The organism is Pseudomonas sp. NBRC 111123 (assembly GCF_001320205.1).
GTDB classification, from domain to species: domain Bacteria; phylum Pseudomonadota; class Gammaproteobacteria; order Pseudomonadales; family Pseudomonadaceae; genus Aquipseudomonas; species Aquipseudomonas putida_J.
Window position 1 is genome coordinate 14,354 of the sequence record NZ_BCAZ01000063.1, and the last position, 15,270, is coordinate 29,623.

Genomic DNA, 15,270 nt, shown 5'->3' on the forward strand with positions numbered 1-15,270 from the left:
CATGAAAGACTTGCTGTTGATCGGCATTGGCCCGGGCGACCCACGCCAGATCACCGTTGAGGCGGTCGAGGCATTGCGCAGCGCCACGCTGTTCTTCGTGCTCGACAAAGGTGCTGGCAAGGATGAACTGGTGCGCCTGCGCAAGGCCATGCTTGAACGCTACCGGCCGGAGGGCGGCTACCGCCTGGTGCAGGTCGCAGACCCGCAGCGTGATGCCGAGGCTGCGGATTATGCGGGCGCGGTTCACGACTGGCACCGCCAGCGTGCCGCACTGTACGCCCGGTTGATCAGTGAGGAGATGGGCGCCGAGGATATCGGCGCCTTCTTGCTATGGGGTGAACCGGGCCTGTACGACAGCACCTTGCGCATGCTTGACCTGGTCCGCGAACGCGGGGTGGACGTGCGCCTGCAGGTGATCCCTGGCATCAGCAGTGTGCAGGCGCTGGCGGCGCGGCATCAGGTTCCGCTCAATCGCATTGGCGAGCCGCTGACTGTGCTGCCAGGGCGGCGCTTGGCCGAGCAGGGGCAGGTGGACAACGTGGTGGTGATGCTCGATGGGCAATGCGCGTTCGCCACGCTGGAGGACCCGGCGCTGGTGATCTACTGGGGCGCTTACCTGGGCACCGAGCATGAAGTGCTCATCGCCGGGCCATTGCAGGCCGTGAAGGCACGGATTCTTGAGGTGCGCGAGCGGGAGCGGGCGCGCATGGGGTGGATCATGGATACTTACCTGCTGCGGCGGGAGCTGTAAGGTGGGGTGCCTGTACCGGCCTGTACCGGCCTGTTCGCGGCTGAAGCCGCTCCTACAGGGATGTAACAGGCCTGTAGAAGCGGCCTTAGCCGCGAAACAGGTGCCGCCGATCTCAAGGCGTACCCAGAATTTCCAAGACCTTGTCGCGCAACTGGTCGATGGTGAAAGGCTTGCCAATCAGGTGCATGCCCTCGGGCACATCGAAACTCTCGGCATAACCGCTGGCAAACATCACCGGCAGCAACGGCCGCGCCGCACGGGCCTTGGCCGCCAGCTCTTCGCCGCGCATGTCCGGCAGGCCCACGTCGGTTACCAACAGAGCCAGTTGCTGGCTGGTATCCTCGATGATCTTCAGCGCCGCCGTGGCATTTTCCGCTTCAATAGTGCTGTAGCCTAATTCATCGAGCACTTCGAGCATCAGCATACGGACGATGTCGTCGTCTTCGACAACCAGAAGGTGCATGGTGGGTTCCCTGTTGAAAAAGTCATGTTCCTACTCTGTGCGCCAGGCAGCAGCAGAAGTTCCCGAGGATACCGACAGTCGCACTTCGATGGAACGATTCTCACACTCTGCCTTCAAATACTGGCTAAATGCCCTGCCGAAGCCGCCCAAGCGGGTTAGACTCGCCTGTTGACCGGTGAGCGCAGCGGCAGACAATAACAGGCTTTAGCCGCCACACTTTTCAATGGACTTTTTTCGCGCGGGCGTTTTCAGATGATTCAAGCAGCCTCGATGGACCAGCAAAGCTTCCGCAAGCTGTTGAGCCGCAATATCGGCTTACCCCTTGGAGTAGGCCTGCTTGGCGCCGTGGCCTTTGTCGCGGTGATCAACTACCTGCTTTCGGCCATGCAATGGGTCGAGCACACCGATCGGGTGATCGGCAATGCCAACGAAACGGTCAAGCTGTCGATCGACATGGAAACCGGCATGCGCGGTTTTCTGATCACCGGTGAGGAACGCTTCCTCGACCCTTACGAGGTGGCCAAGCCGCGCATCTTCAGCAGCCTGCAGAGCCTGCGCGTGATGGTCGAAGACAACCCGCAGCAGGTCGACCGGATCGACCGGCTGATCGCCCTGCAGAGCGCCTGGAACGACTTTGGTGGCGAGATGATCAGCCAGCGCCGCGGCGGTGGCGACTACCGCGCCTCGGTCGGCAATGGCCGTGGTAAGCGCATCACCGACGAAATACGCAAGGAGTTCGACGGCCTGATCGCCACCGAACAACAGTTGCGCATGGCGCGCACCGAGAAGGTCAGCACGGTCACCGTCACTGCCATTTCCGTGTTTGTGCTATTGATTGTCGGCCTCAGCGCCTTGCTCGCCTACCTTGGCCGCCGTGACCTGTTGGCACTGTCGGCCAGCTACACCGAAAACCTTCAGGCTCAGCAGCGCGCCGCCGAGCGCCTGGAGCGCCAGGCCTGGCTGCGCAATGGTCAGACGCAACTGGCCGAGCAGGTGCTGGGCCAGCTGACCTTGCCAATGCTTGGCGACAATATCCTGCGCTTCTTCGCCAGCTACCTGGGCAGTGTGGTCGGTGCGCTCTACGTGCGCGACGAACATGGCCGCCTGGTGCGGGTGGCCAGCTATGGCCTGAGCAGCGAAGAACAGGCCCGCCAGCAGGTGCTGGGTGACCACGATGGTTTGCTGGCCCAGGCCGTGCGCGAAGGGCGCCTGTTGCGCCTGGACGACCTGCCGCAGGATTACTACCGGCTCAGCTCGGGCCTTGGCGACGGCCTGCCGCGTGGGGCCTTGCTGATGCCTGCGCGTAACGACGGGCAGATCAACGGCGTGCTCGAACTCGGTTTTCTGCGTCCGCTGCAGGACCGCGACGACGAGCTGATGGAGCGGGTGAGTGAAAACCTCGGCACCTCCATCGAAAGCGCCCGCTACCGCCAACGCCTGCAGGAAGTGCTGGCCGAAACCCAGCAACTCAACGAAGAACTGCAGGTGCAGCAGGAAGAACTCAAGACCGCCAACGAAGAACTCGAAGAGCAATCGCGGGTGCTCAAGGAGTCCCAGGCGCATCTGGAAACCCAGCAGGCGGAACTTGAACAGACCAACGAACAGTTGTCCGAACGCACCGACGCCCTGGACCGCAAGAACGACGAACTCAGCCAGGCTCAGGAAGAACTGCAGGCCCGTGCCGACGACCTGCAGCGCTCGAGCAAGTACAAGTCCGAATTCCTCGCCAACATGTCCCACGAGCTGCGCACACCGCTCAACAGCTCGCTGATCCTGGCCAAGCTGCTGGCCGAGAACGGCGAGGGCAACCTCAGTGCCGAGCAGGTCAAGTTCGCCGAATCCATCTATTCCGCTGGCAACGACTTGCTGAACCTGATCAACGACATTCTCGACATCGCCAAGGTCGAGGCCGGCAAGCTCGAAGTGCGCCCCGAAAGCACACAGCTCGAGCGCCTGGTCGAAGGCCTGCGCGGCATGTTCCTGCCGCTGGCCGAGCACAAGGGCCTGGGCTTTGACGTCACGGTCGAAGCACAGGTGCCAGCCACTTTGTTCACCGACCGCCAGCGCCTGGAGCAGATTCTCAAGAACCTGCTGTCCAACGCCATCAAGTTCACCGAGCGTGGCCAGGTGAGCCTGAACATCGGCTACCAGGCCGGCAGTGGCATCATCTTCTCGGTGCGCGACAGTGGCATCGGCATTGCCGCCGACCAGCAGCAGGCGATTTTCGGCGCCTTCCACCAGGTCGATGGCACCAGCAACCGCCGCTACGGCGGCACCGGCCTGGGCCTGTCGATCTCGCGCGACCTGGCGCATCTGCTTGGTGGGCAGATCACCGTCGACAGCAGCCCCGGACAGGGCAGTGTGTTCAGCCTGTTCATGCCCGAGCGCTACGAGTCGCAGGGTGAGGAGATCGAAGCGCTCAGCCTGCGGCCCGCGGTCGACAGCTTGCCGCCGGCGCCGTCGATTGCCGCGCCTGCAGTGTCCAAGCGCCCGGCGCCGGCTTTCAGTGATGACCGCGAGCGCGCCCCGTTTGGCAACCGCTGCATCCTGGTGGTCGAAGACGAGCCCAATTTCGCCCGCATTCTCTACGACCTGGCGCACGAACTGGGTTACAGCTGCCTGGTGGCGCCGTGCGCCGATGAGGGCTTCGAGCTGGCCGAACAGTACATTCCCGACGCCATCCTGCTGGACATGCGCCTGCCCGACCATTCCGGGCTGACCGTGCTGCAGCGCCTCAAGGAGCAGGCCGCCACCCGGCATATCCCGGTGCACATCATCTCGGTGGAAGACCGGGTAGAGGCGGCCATGCACATGGGCGCGGTGGGCTATGCGGTCAAGCCAACCAGCCGTGAGGAGCTCAAGGAAGTCTTCGCCCGCCTGGAAGCCAAGCTGACCCAGAAGCTCAAGCACATCCTGCTGGTGGAAGACGACGACCTGCAGCGCGAGAGCATCGCCCGCCTGATCGGCGACGATGATGTCGAGATCACTGCCGTGGCCATGGCCCAGGACGCCCTGGCGCTGCTGCGCGAAAATATCTACGACTGCATGATCATCGACCTCAAGCTGCCCGACATGCTCGGCAACGAGTTGCTCAAGCGCATGACCGCCGAGGATATCCGCTCGTTCCCGCCGGTGATCGTCTACACCGGGCGCAACCTCACCCGCGAGGAGGAGGCCGACCTGCTCAAGTATTCGCGCTCGATCATCATCAAGGGCGCGCGCTCGCCAGAGCGCCTGCTCGATGAAGTGACGCTGTTCCTGCACAAAGTGGAATCGCAGCTGTCCCATGAACGCCAGCGCATGCTCAAGACCGCGCGCAGCCGCGACAAGGTCTTCGAAGGGCGCAAGGTGCTGCTGGTAGACGACGATGTGCGTAACATCTTCGCCCTGACCAGTGCCCTGGAGCACAAGGGCGCGATCGTCGAGATCGGCCGCAACGGGCGCGAAGCCATCGAGCGCCTGGAGCAGCACGATGACATCGACCTGGTGCTGATGGACGTGATGATGCCGGAGATGGACGGCTTCGAGGCCACCCGCCTGATCCGTCAGCAGCCGCGCTGGCGCAAGCTGCCGATCATCGCCGTGACTGCCAAGGCGATGAAGGACGACCAGCAGCGTTGCCTGCAGGCCGGCGCCAATGATTACCTGGCCAAACCGATCGACCTGGACCGCCTGTTCTCGTTGATCCGTGTGTGGCTACCGCAACTGGAGCGAATTTGACTAGCGAGCGCAACACCGACATCGAGATCCGGCTGCTGATCGAGGCGATCTACCTCAAGTACAGCTACGATTTTCGCAACTACTCCGGCGCGTCGATCAAGCGCCGGGTCCTGCATGCGCTCCGCCAGTTCGACTGCCTTACAGTGTCGGCGCTGCAGGAGCGGGTGCTGCACGACCCGGGCATGTTCATGCAGCTGCTGCAGTACCTGACGATCCCGGTCAGCGAGATGTTCCGCGACCCCGGCCACTTCCTCGCGCTGCGCCAGGAAGTGGTGCCGCTGCTGCACACCTGGCCATCGATCAAGGTGTGGATTGCCGGTTGCAGCACCGGTGAAGAGGTGTATTCGATGGCCATCCTGCTGCGCGAGGAGGGCCTGCTCGAACGCACCATCATTTATGCCACCGACATCAACCCACATTCGCTGGACCGCGCCAAGCAGGGTATCTACTCGATGCAGAGCATGCGCGAGTACGAAGAAAACTACCGCCTGGCCGGCGGGCGCCGCGACTTTGCCGAGTACTACACCGCCGCCTACGGCAACGCCATCATGGACGGCAGCCTGCGCGAAAACGTGACCTTTGCCGACCACAGCCTGGCCACCGACAGTGTGTTCTCGGAAACCCAGCTGGTGTCCTGCCGCAACGTGCTGATCTACTTCAACAAGGAACTGCAGGACCGTGCCCTCGGCCTGTTCCACGAGTCCCTCTGCCACCGTGGTTTCCTGGTGCTGGGCAGCAAGGAATCGGTGGATTTTTCCGCCTATAGCGAGCGTTTCGAGCCGTTGGTCAAACCCGAACGGATCTTCCGCAAATCATGAACGGCGTGCGCGCGGTGGTCATCGGCGCCTCGGCGGGCGGCGTTACGGCACTGTTCGCGGTGCTCGGTGCGTTGCCTGCCGGTTTCGCCATTCCGGTGCTGTGCGTGCTGCACCTGCCTGACGACCGCCACAGCCAGCTGGCCGAGGTGCTGCAACGGCGCTTGCAGCGGCCGGTGCGCCAGGCCTGTGACAAGGATGCCATTGTCCCAGGGCAGATCTACGTGGCCGGGCCGGGCTATCACTTGTCGGTGGAAGCCGACCTCAGCCTGTCACTGAGCCAGGAAGAACCGGTGCATTTCTCGCGCCCGGCCATCGATTTTCTCTTTACCTCGGCGGCCGATGCCTATGGCCCCGGGCTGCTCGGCGTGCTGCTCACCGGGGCCAACGAAGATGGCGCCGAAGGGCTTGCCTACATCAAGAACAGCGGCGGCCGGACCGTGGTCCAGGACCCCCGTGACGCACAGGTGGCGCTGATGCCGGAGGCCGCCCTGGCCCTGCACACGCCTGACCTTATCCTTTCTCTGAGCGGTATCGGGCAATTGCTCGCTACCCTGGAACCCAGCGCATGCTAAGCCTCACCACTGCCAAACTGCTGATCGTCGACGACCTGCCGGAAAACCTGCTGGCCCTCGCCGCCCTGATCCAGGGTGAAGACCGCGAGGTGCACCAGGCGCAGTCGGCGGAAGCGGCCTTGTCGCTGTTGCTCGAGCACGAGTTCGCCCTGGCCATTCTCGACGTGCAGATGCCAGGCATGAACGGCTTCGAGCTGGCCGAACTGATGCGTGGCACGGAGAAGACCCGCAACATTCCGATCGTCTTCGTCACCGCTGCCGGGCGCGAAATGAACTATGCCTTCAAGGGCTACGAGAGCGGCGCCGTGGACTTCCTGCACAAGCCCCTCGACACCGTGGCGGTGAAGAGCAAGGTGTCGGTGTTCGTCGACCTGTATCGCCAGCGCAAGGTGCTGGATCGCCAGTTGCAGGCGCTTGAGCGCAGCCGCCAGGAGCAGGAGTTGCTGCTGGCCCAGCTGCAAGTGGCGCGTGGCGAGCTGGAGCATGCGGTGCGCATGCGCGACGACTTCATGTCGATCGTTGCCCATGAAGTACGCACGCCGCTCAATGGCCTGATCCTGGAAGCCCAGTTGCGCAAGATGCACCTGGCGCGCAGCAATCACGACGCGTTCAGCCCCGACAAGCTGCAGGCCATGGTCGAGCGTGACGAGCGCCAGATCAACAGCCTGATCCGCCTGATCGAGGACATGCTCGATGTGTCGCGCATCCGCACCGGCAAGTTGTCACTGCGGCCCAAGGCGTTCGACCTGAGCCAGCTGGTACGCGGCCTGGTGGAGAACTTCGCGGCCCAGGCCACGGCCTTGCAGACGCACATCGAGCTGCAGCGCTGTGAGCCCTTGCAGGGCGAGTGGGACGAATTTCGCATTGAGCAAGTGCTGGCCAACCTGTTGTCCAACGCTTTGCGCTATGGCGAGCGCCAGCCGGTGCAGGTGCGGGTGTTCGAGCAGGGCGGCATGGCCTGGGTGCAGGTGCAGGACCACGGGATCGGTATCAGCGCTGCCAACCAGCAACGTATCTTCCAGCAGTTCGAGCGCGTGGCCACCCAGCAGGCTAGCGCCGGGCTGGGGCTGGGGTTGTATATCTCCGAGCAGATCGTCCATGCCCATGGCGGGCGTCTGGAGGTGCAAAGCGAGGAGGGCAAGGGTGCCACGTTCAGCCTGCAACTGCCGCTGGCGGGCGAAACCGAACAAAACGACCAGCTGCGGGCAACCTCCGCGTAAGCCTGGGGTCAGATGGCCAACTGTATGAATTTCAAGGCGTTATCATGAGTGAAGATGCACAAGATGTAGTACTGGTGGTCGAGGATGAACCGGCGATCCGGATGATCCTGCGCGATTACCTGGCGGGTGAGGGCTACCACGTGCTGGTGGCTGAAGACGGTGAGCAGGCGTTTGCCATCCTGGCGAGCAAGCCGCACCTGGACCTGATGGTGACCGATTTCCGCTTGCCGGGTGGCATTTCCGGGGTGGAAATCGCCGAGCCTGCGGTGAAGCTGCGGCCGGACCTGAAGGTGATCTTCATCAGCGGCTACCCGGCGGAAATCCTTGAGTCCGGCAGCCCGATCGCCCGCAAGGCACCGATCCTGGCCAAGCCGTTCGACCTCGACACCCTGCACGAGCAGATCCAGGCGCTGCTGCGCTGACTGCTGCAGGCAGAGCGATATCTTCGTGGGAGCGGCCTTGTGTGGCGAAAGGGCCACGCAAGGCCGCGCCTGAAATGACCGTGCGTTACGTTAGGGTCCGCTCGATCCCGCCGACCAACAGGCTCTCCATCAACCCGAGCCCTTGTTGCTCAGGCAAGCCCTTGAGCATCCCCGGCAACTGGTTGAGCAAGGTCGCCACGACATGCGCCGTCGCCACCAGTGCTTCCCCCTGCAAAGTCGCCCGCGGCGCGATCAGGCGCAGCAACCCCGCTTCATAGCGCTTGCGCAGCAACCCCAGGTGCACCTGCTGCTGCTCGCTCAAGCAGCACAAGTCGCGTTCGGCCAGGCGAAACTGCATGGGCCGCTCGGCATGCAACTGCCAGTGCGCGGCAATCAGGCAGTTCAACGCCGACCCCCCACGTGCCATTGCCCGCCGTCCCTGTTCCAGGGTCGCCTGCAGCTCTTCGTACAACTCCTCGATCAGGTCGAACAGCAGGTCCTGCTTGCTGGGGAAATGGTGATACAGGGAGCCGGCGGTCAGGCCCACATGCGCTGCCAGCTCGCGCATGCTGACCTGGCCAAAGCCCTTTTCGGCGAACAGTGCCATGGCCCGGTCACGTCGCTCCTCGAAGTTGGCACAGCGCATGGCGGCATTGACCGGGGGCATGGCGTGCACTCCTCAGTAGGTGAAGAAACCACGGCCGCTCTTGCGCCCCAGCCATCCGGCCGCGACCATTTCCTTGAGCAGCGGGGCAGGGCGGTACTTGCTGTCGCTGAAGCCTTCATGGAAGGCCTCCATGATTGCCAGCAGGGTGTCCAGGCCGATGAGGTCGGCCAGGGCCAGCGGGCCGATCGGCTGGTTGCAGCCTAGGCGCATGCCGGTGTCGATGTCCTCGGCACTGGCCAGGCCTTCCTGGCGCACGAAGATCGCTTCGTTGATCATCGGCACCAGGATGCGGTTGACCACGAAGCCTGGGCGGTTGCCGGCGGTGATCGGCGTCTTGCCAAGCTTTTCAGTGACCACCAGCGCCTGGGCATAGGTGCTGTCGCTGGTCTGAAGGCCGCGGATGATTTCGACCAGGGCCATCATCGGCACCGGGTTGAAGAAGTGCACGCCAATGAAGCGCTGCGGGTGCTCGATGCTGGCTGCCAGCTGGGTCACCGACAGCGACGAAGTGTTGGTGGCGATCAGGCAGTCGGCCGCGACGTTGGCCGCCACCTGCTGAAGAATGCGCTGCTTGAGCTGCAGGCTCTCGGTGGCGGCTTCGATCACCAGCTGCGCGCTACCCAGTTGGGCGTAGTCGGTGCTGGTGCGGATGCGGGTTTTTGCCGCTTCGGCGCGCTCGGCGTCGAGCGTGCCCTTGCTCACCTGGCGCTCCAGGTTCTTGCTCAAGGTGGCCACGCCACGCTCCAGCGCGGCGTCGGAGACGTCTACCAGCAGGACCTGGTAGCCGGCCACCGCGCACACTTGGGCGATACCGTTGCCCATGGTGCCGGCGCCAATCACGGCAATCTGTTCAATCGTCATGTTTCAGCCCCCTCAGACGCGCTCGAAGACCACGGCAATGCCCTGGCCGCCACCGATGCACATGGTGGCCAGCGCGTAGCGGCCCTGGATGCGCTGCAGTTCGTGGATGGCCTTGGTGGCGATGATCGCCCCGGTGGCACCGACCGGGTGGCCGAGGGAAATGCCCGAGCCGTTCGGGTTGACTTTCTCCGGATCGAAGCCGAGTTCGCGGGCCACGGCGCAGGCTTGGGCGGCGAACGCTTCGTTGGACTCGATCACGTCCAGGTCGTTGACGCTCAAGCCGGCCTTTTCCAGCACCTTGCGGGTCGCCGGGATCGGGCCAAGGCCCATCAGTTCCGGCTCGACGCCAGCGTGGGCGTAGGCCACCAGCCGCGCCAGTGGCTTCAGGCCCAGGCGGCGCACGGCGTCACCGGTGGCCAGCACCAGGCCGGCGGCGCCATCGTTGATGCCGCTGGCGTTGCCGGCGGTGACGGTACCGTCCTTCTTGAACACGGTTTTCATGCCGGCCAGCTGCTCGGCCGTCACATCGGCACGCACGTGCTCGTCGACGGCGAACTGCACGGTGCCTTTGCGGGTTTTCAGTTCAATCGGCACGATCTGGCTGTCGAAGCGGCCTTCGGCCTGGGCACGGGCGGCGCGGCGCTGGCTGGTCAGGGCCAGTTCGTCCTGCATTTCGCGGCTGATGCCCTGCTGGGCGGCAACATTTTCCGCGGTGATGCCCATGTGGAAGTGCTCGAACGGGTCGTGCAAAACGCCGACGGTGTAGTCGATGCCTTGCAGATCCCCCATGCGCGCGCCCCAGCGAGCCTGTGGCAGCAGGTACGGGCCACGGCTCATGGACTCGGCACCGGCGGCCAGGGCCACTTCGGCGTCACCCAGCAGCAGGCACTGCGCGGCCGAGACGATGGCCTGCAGGCCCGAACCGCACAGGCGGTTGACGTTGAAGGCCGGGGTTTCCTTGGGGATGCCGGCGTTCATGGCCGCCACCCGCGACAGGTAGGCGTCGCGTGCTTCGGTAGGGATGACGTTGGCCATTACCACATGGCCGATCTGCTCGGCAGACACGCCCGAACGTTCGATGGCGGCGCGGGTCACGGCGGTGGCCAGATCGGCCAGTGGCAGGTCCTTGAGGGCACCACCGAAACCACCGATGGCGGTACGGACGGCACTGACGACATAGATTTCTGCGCTGCTCATAGAGGCTCCGATTGCGAAGGCATGGCGGGAGCAGGCCAGGCTCTGCGAGAATGGCCGGCGATCCCGAGGTGGGTCCGAGTCTAGGCAAAGGCTCCCTTGCAGCCTATGCCGGATCTGTTCAGTCAACCTGGCATTTTTTGCCACTCAGCATAGACAGTGAATTCCGCCATGCGCGATAGCGATTCGGTCGCGGTGTACTTTCTCAATGCCATGCTGCATGCCTTGCGCGAGCAGCCCGAGGTGCTCGAGGGGCGGCTGCGCGGCGTGGGCATCGACCCGGCCGTGCTCGGTCAGCCCCAGGCACGGGTGCCGGCCAAGGCATTCGCGCGATTGTGGCTGGAGCTGATCGAGCTGCTGGACGATGAGTTCTTTCGCCTCGACAGCCATGGCATGCCGCTGGGCAGCTTTGCCCTGATCTGCCGTGGCTTGATCCAGGAACCGAACCTGGAAAAAGCCCTGCGCCAGTGCATGAGCAGTTTCGCCCTGTTCCTGCGCGACCTGCGCGGAAACCTCACGTTGCGCGGTGGACGTGCGGTGATCAGTGTTCAGTCGGCGATCGCCGACCCGCTGACTCGGGTGTACGCCGAGGAAACCTACCTGGTGCTGATGATCGGCCTGCTGTGCTGGCTGGCCGGGCGGCGCATCGCCATTGATCGCACCGAACTGGCGGTGGCACGCCCGGCCCAGGACGATGACCCGTTGTTGTGGGGGCCTGACCTGCGCCTGGGTAGCGGGCGCACCGAGGTCGAGTTCGACAGTGCCTGGCTGCGCTTGCCGGTGGTGCAGGACCTGGCGGGCCTGAAAACCTTCCTGCGCAGTGCGCCACAGGGCCTGGTGATCCGCTTTCGCAATCAGAATGGCCTGGTTGCCGAGGTCTATCGGCATTTGCGCGCCCGCCGTTATGGGCAATGGCCGACCTTGGCGGCCATGGCCGAGCAGCAGGGGATCAGTGCCAGTACTTTCCGCCGCCAGCTGGAGCGTGAAGGGCGGTCGTATCAGCAGATCAAGGATGAAGTCCGCCGCGCGATGGCCTTCGAGCATTTGCGCGAAGGCACGTTGAGCATCGCCGAGATTGCCGAGCAGGCCGGCTTCCAGGAGCCCAGTGCGTTTCACCGGGCATTCAAGAAGTGGACCGGGCAGAGCCCGGGCAGCTATCGGGCCAGGTTGGCCGGGCTTGCCAACCTCAGTCTTGCAGGTCGGCTGCCAGCGCCTTGACCCGTTTCAAGTCACCCTTTGCAATTTTTGCAACCCTCGTCCCGTACTCGGCATCGGCCTTGTAAAGGAACGACAGCATGATGTGCTTGCTCTGCTCATCGGCAACAGCCAAAGATTGGCCAAAGCTGTTGACCAGGTCGTGCTGCTCGCTTTTCGAGTAAGCGCGGTAAAGGTCACCGGCCTGCTTGAAGTTCTGTTCGCGGGTGATGCCCTGTTGCTGGGTCGTGCCGCTCAAGGCCAGCTGGGTGTAGCGCGCAGACTCGGTGGTGCTGCGTGGCTGCAGGCGGCTGGGCTGGTAGTTGACCATGTCACGGGTGCGGTTGGGGTTGAGTGCGCCATCCTGGTTGCCATTGTTGACGGCCGCTCGCGGCTGGTTGATCGGCAGGCTGCCAGCGTTGGCGCCGACCCGGTACATCTGGGTGTCGGCATAGGAGAAGAGCCGGCCCTGCAGCAAGCGGTCTTCGGAGGGCTCTATACCCTTGATCAGGTTGGAAGGCGCCAGGGCGACCTGTTCGGTTTCCTGGAAGAAGTTGCCGACATTGCGATTGAGCACCATCTGCCCCACCCGACGCTCAGGCACTTGCGGCCAGACCTTGGTGGCGTCCAGCGGGTCGATGTCGAAGCTTGCCAGCTGCTCTGGTCGCAGGGTCTGAATGTAGAGGTCCCACTTGGGATAGTCGCCACGGGCAATGGCGCTTACCAGGTCCTCGGTCATGTGGCTGAAGCTTTTGCCCTGGATCTGCTCCACAGCTTTGGGGTCGAGGTTTTCCTGGCCTTGCAGGCTCTTCCAGCGGAACTTCACGTAGGTGGGTTCACCTTTGGCATTGACGAACTTGTAGGCATGCACACTGTTGCCATCCATGTGCCGATAGCTTTTAGGGGTGCCTTCGTTGGAGTACAGCAGGGTCAGGGTGCGGGTGGCCTCCGGCATGTGCGAGAGCAGGTCGAAGCGCCGGGCATCATTGCCCAGGTTGTTGCGAGGGTCGGGCTTGAAGGCATGGACCAAGTCCGGGAACTTGATGGCGTCGCGGATGAAGAACGTAGGGAAGTTGTTGCCCACCAGGTCCCAGTTGCCCGTCGAGGTGTAGAAGCGGGTGGCGAAGCCTCGCGGGTCGCGCAGGGTTTCCGGCGAGTGCAGGCCATGCACCACCGACGAGAAGCGCACGAACACCGGGGTCTTCTCGCCGGGGGTGAACAGCGGCGCCATGGTCAGCGCCGACAAGTCTTCGGACGCGGTGAACTCGCCATGGGCGCCGGTGCCGCGGGCGTGCACCACGCGTTCGGGGATGCGTTCGCGGTCGAAGCGCTGGAGTTTCTGAATCAGTTGCACATCCTGCAGCAAGGTCGGGCCAGTGGCACCGGCAGTCTGGGAGTGCTGGTTGTCACCGACTGCAGCGCCGTTATCGCGGGTCAGGGGCATGGCGAGCAGCGCAGGGCTCGCAAGAACAGTTGCGCACAGCAGCGTCAACGCAGCGCAGTTGGGGCGGGTCAGAAGCATGGTGAAGGCACTCGCTTGATCAAGGGAGCGCCGATGCTAGTCAAGCTGCAGGTACATCACCGTAAGGCTGTACGGCTCATGCTGTATGACGTTTCACTGCTTCGAGTCAGTGGATAGCCACCGGGTTGATGTTGACCTGGGTCGAGCCCTTGTACAACGGCTGCCCCAGCACGAACAGGAACTCGAAGGCTTTGTCTTTGACCAACGCGCGGGTGTCGATCAGTTCCAGGTTGTAGATCCCTCGCTTGGCCAGCATGAACTGGTTGACCGGGAATTCTTCACCGGTCGGATTCGGGTACACCTCCGAAGCCCAGGTATCCCCGCCGAAGGCGACGATGCCCTGGTCCGCCAGCCACTCGGCGGCCGCCAGGTCGATGCCAGGCTCGGTGGCGAGGAACTGCTGGTTGTCTTTGCCGATCAACTCCAGCCAGCCGGTGTTGAACAGCACCACATCGCCCTTGCGCAGGGTGATGCCTTCGTTCTTCAGCACGGCCTTGATGTCGTCGACACTGAACGCGGTGCCACCGGGGACGATGGCCTTGCCGTAGTGGGCGGTCATGTCCAGCACCACGCCGCGGGTGACCATCGGCGGCACCTTTTCCACGCCCAGCTTGATCACGCCTTCGACGGTGACGAAATCGGCCGCCTTGTTGCCGTTGTAGTAGACGTTGTCGATACCGATATGGCCGATGCCGTTGAGCTGCGTGCCGACGCCGGTCCAGCCGTTGACCAGTTCGTCGTTGAAGGTAAATTTGTTGCGGCCCAGAGTCTGGCCGGCCTGTTCACCGGGCTGGATGTTGTACAGGTGGAAGCTGCGATGGCGGAAGGCCGGCAGGTCTTTGCTGACGGGTACTGCCAGGGGGTAGGTCTTGCCGGTCTTGACCAGGCTCACGGCCTGTTTCACCACCTCGGGTGTGAGCAGGTTGGCGGCGCCGATCTCGTCCTGCCTGCCATAAGGCGAGGCCTGCCAGTCGGCGGCCAGGGTGGCCTGGGCGGTGCTCGCCAGGGCAGCAGCGAGCAGCAGGGGCTTGCAGCGGTTCATCGAATTCTCCTGAAGGTGAAGCGTTGTCAGGAGCGCATTCTGGGCAGGGCCGCGGTGGGGAAAAAGCGGCCCGGGGGACAATGACTTTTGCCTGCCGGTCAATAACCGTCGTCGTTCAGGGCCAGGCTCTGGCGCAGCTGTTCGACCATCGACACGCGCAGCGTTTCTGGCGCCTTGACCCGGATCGAGCCGGCCTGGGAGAGCAGCCAGCCCATCAGCGCCCGGCTGTCTTCGACCGTGGCCGCGAGCATCGCGCCGCCATTGTCGTGGGGGGCCAGGCGCATGTCTTCGGAGAGTGGCTGGTCTTCCAAGCGACGGGCGAGGCCATCGTCGACCCAGGCTTGCAGTTCGATCTGTTGCGAAGGGCTGAGTACATCCGGCTGCAACTGTTGGGCGGCATCCAGGCTCAGGCCAGGCTGCCAGTACCAGCCATAGGGCATGCCCTTGCTGTTGCAGTGCAGCGGGAACAGCGTTGCCAACTCATTGAGGTCGCGCTCGACGGTACGTTTGCTGGTCTTGTGGCCGACCCTGGCCAGTGCGGCCTGCAACTGTGTGGAGCTCATCCCGGGATGGCGGTCGGGCAGCAGTTTCAGTAGCTGCCATTGTCGGGCGATGGTGTGGCGGGTCGGGTGGCTGGGCACGGGGCTTCGTCCTTGAAGGCCAGGCACGGAGCGTGCCTGAGTGATGGCATATAGCTATTGCGACAGGATACTCCTTCGGCGGATGGGATCCAAGTTCAGCGAGATCGGCGGTTGTTGGAGGCATCCCAGGAAAGTGCCGTGTCAAGGCCTCCGGGTGACCGCCATAGCAATTGAAGCGCCTGT

The 15,270-nt window shown here is 63.7% G+C and carries 14 protein-coding genes; 7 read left to right on the top strand and 7 right to left on the bottom strand.

The features are described from left to right. Window position 1: 1 nt before the first annotated feature. A complete protein-coding gene (cobF, locus tag APH27_RS23425; RefSeq protein WP_060486017.1) occupies window positions 2-751 on the top strand; it encodes a precorrin-6A synthase (deacetylating) in 750 nt (249 codons plus the stop codon). Between the two features lie 112 nt (window positions 752-863). Here the strand turns inward: cobF and APH27_RS23430 are convergent, their stop codons facing one another. Beyond that, window positions 864-1,214, bottom strand: a complete 351-nt coding sequence (locus tag APH27_RS23430; RefSeq protein WP_060486018.1) for a response regulator — start codon at window positions 1,212-1,214, stop codon at window positions 864-866. 252 nt (window positions 1,215-1,466) lie between these two features. Here APH27_RS23430 and APH27_RS23435 point away from each other — a divergent pair, with 252 nt between their 5' ends. Genes APH27_RS23435 through APH27_RS23455 form a run of 5 tightly spaced genes read left to right on the top strand, consistent with a single transcriptional unit; the run spans window position 1,467 to window position 7,966 of the window. Next, the gene (locus APH27_RS23435) at window positions 1,467-4,934 is read left to right on the top strand and encodes a response regulator (RefSeq protein ID WP_060486019.1); all 3,468 of its coding nucleotides are present in this window, start codon (window positions 1,467-1,469) and stop codon (window positions 4,932-4,934) included. Next, the gene (locus tag APH27_RS23440) at window positions 4,931-5,752 is read left to right on the top strand and encodes a protein-glutamate O-methyltransferase CheR (RefSeq protein WP_027918533.1); all 822 of its coding nucleotides are present in this window, start codon (window positions 4,931-4,933) and stop codon (window positions 5,750-5,752) included. The genes APH27_RS23435 and APH27_RS23440 overlap by 4 nt, the downstream gene beginning before the upstream one ends. Next, on the top strand, window positions 5,749-6,324 hold the full coding sequence (locus APH27_RS23445; protein ID WP_060486020.1) for a chemotaxis protein CheB: 576 nt from the start codon (window positions 5,749-5,751) through the stop codon (window positions 6,322-6,324). The genes APH27_RS23440 and APH27_RS23445 overlap by 4 nt, the downstream gene beginning before the upstream one ends. Beyond that, complete coding sequence (locus APH27_RS23450) at window positions 6,318-7,544, top strand: hybrid sensor histidine kinase/response regulator (protein ID WP_027918535.1); 1,227 nt, start codon at window positions 6,318-6,320, stop codon at window positions 7,542-7,544. Before APH27_RS23445 ends, APH27_RS23450 begins: the two co-directional genes overlap by 7 nt. Before the next feature lie 44 nt (window positions 7,545-7,588). Further along, window positions 7,589-7,966, top strand: coding sequence for a response regulator (locus APH27_RS23455; protein WP_023629509.1), 378 nt, complete (start codon window positions 7,589-7,591; stop codon window positions 7,964-7,966). 85 nt (window positions 7,967-8,051) lie between these two features. Here APH27_RS23455 and APH27_RS23460 read toward each other — a convergent pair whose 3' ends face one another. Genes APH27_RS23460 through APH27_RS23470 form a run of 3 tightly spaced genes read right to left on the bottom strand, consistent with a single transcriptional unit; the run spans window position 8,052 to window position 10,691 of the window. Continuing rightward, entirely contained in the window at window positions 8,052-8,633 is a 582-nt protein-coding gene (locus tag APH27_RS23460) for a TetR/AcrR family transcriptional regulator (protein WP_027918536.1), read from the bottom strand. Window positions 8,634-8,645: 12 nt separating this feature from the next. Continuing rightward, window positions 8,646-9,494, bottom strand: a complete 849-nt coding sequence (locus APH27_RS23465; RefSeq protein WP_060486021.1) for a 3-hydroxybutyryl-CoA dehydrogenase — start codon at window positions 9,492-9,494, stop codon at window positions 8,646-8,648. A gap of 12 nt (window positions 9,495-9,506) precedes the next feature. Continuing rightward, window positions 9,507-10,691: an acetyl-CoA C-acyltransferase family protein gene (locus APH27_RS23470; RefSeq protein ID WP_027918538.1), complete on the bottom strand. Its 1,185-nt coding sequence runs from the start codon at window positions 10,689-10,691 to the stop codon at window positions 9,507-9,509. A 168-nt stretch (window positions 10,692-10,859) separates the two neighbouring features. Between APH27_RS23470 and APH27_RS23475 the strand changes: the two genes are divergently transcribed. Next, complete coding sequence (locus tag APH27_RS23475; protein WP_060486022.1) at window positions 10,860-11,906, top strand: AraC family transcriptional regulator; 1,047 nt, start codon at window positions 10,860-10,862, stop codon at window positions 11,904-11,906. On the opposite strand, the gene APH27_RS23480 is transcribed toward APH27_RS23475, so the two are convergent. The 3 genes from APH27_RS23480 to APH27_RS23490 form a co-directional block, all read right to left on the bottom strand. Further along, window positions 11,875-13,326 carry a catalase gene (locus tag APH27_RS23480; protein WP_256250703.1) on the bottom strand — a complete coding sequence of 484 codons (1,452 nt, stop codon included), beginning with the start codon at window positions 13,324-13,326 and terminating at the stop codon, window positions 11,875-11,877. The two genes, APH27_RS23475 and APH27_RS23480, sit on opposite strands and share 32 nt — an antisense overlap. A 184-nt stretch (window positions 13,327-13,510) precedes the next feature. Beyond that, window positions 13,511-14,446, bottom strand: coding sequence for a cyclase family protein (locus APH27_RS23485; protein WP_060486023.1), 936 nt, complete (start codon window positions 14,444-14,446; stop codon window positions 13,511-13,513). Window positions 14,447-14,544: 98 nt separating this feature from the next. Further along, window positions 14,545-15,087, bottom strand: a complete 543-nt coding sequence (locus tag APH27_RS23490; protein WP_027918541.1) for a WYL domain-containing protein — start codon at window positions 15,085-15,087, stop codon at window positions 14,545-14,547. Window positions 15,088-15,270 lie beyond the last annotated feature (183 nt).

Bases quoted from the DNA above. Each gene is read 5' to 3' on its own strand.
- cobF (WP_060486017.1), top strand. From the start codon at position 2: ATGAAAGACTTGCTGTTGATCGGCATTGGCCCGGGCGACCCACGCCAG.
- APH27_RS23430 (WP_060486018.1), bottom strand. From the start codon at position 1,214: ATGCACCTTCTGGTTGTCGAAGACGACGACATCGTCCGTATGCTGATG.
- APH27_RS23435 (WP_060486019.1), top strand. From the start codon at position 1,467: ATGATTCAAGCAGCCTCGATGGACCAGCAAAGCTTCCGCAAGCTGTTG.
- APH27_RS23445 (WP_060486020.1), top strand. From the start codon at position 5,749: ATGAACGGCGTGCGCGCGGTGGTCATCGGCGCCTCGGCGGGCGGCGTT.
- APH27_RS23450 (WP_027918535.1), top strand. From the start codon at position 6,318: ATGCTAAGCCTCACCACTGCCAAACTGCTGATCGTCGACGACCTGCCG.
- APH27_RS23455 (WP_023629509.1), top strand. From the start codon at position 7,589: ATGAGTGAAGATGCACAAGATGTAGTACTGGTGGTCGAGGATGAACCG.
- APH27_RS23460 (WP_027918536.1), bottom strand. From the start codon at position 8,633: ATGCCCCCGGTCAATGCCGCCATGCGCTGTGCCAACTTCGAGGAGCGA.
- APH27_RS23465 (WP_060486021.1), bottom strand. From the start codon at position 9,494: ATGACGATTGAACAGATTGCCGTGATTGGCGCCGGCACCATGGGCAAC.
- APH27_RS23470 (WP_027918538.1), bottom strand. From the start codon at position 10,691: ATGAGCAGCGCAGAAATCTATGTCGTCAGTGCCGTCCGTACCGCCATC.
- APH27_RS23475 (WP_060486022.1), top strand. From the start codon at position 10,860: ATGCGCGATAGCGATTCGGTCGCGGTGTACTTTCTCAATGCCATGCTG.
- APH27_RS23480 (WP_256250703.1), bottom strand. From the start codon at position 13,326: ATGCCCCTGACCCGCGATAACGGCGCTGCAGTCGGTGACAACCAGCAC.
- APH27_RS23485 (WP_060486023.1), bottom strand. From the start codon at position 14,446: ATGAACCGCTGCAAGCCCCTGCTGCTCGCTGCTGCCCTGGCGAGCACC.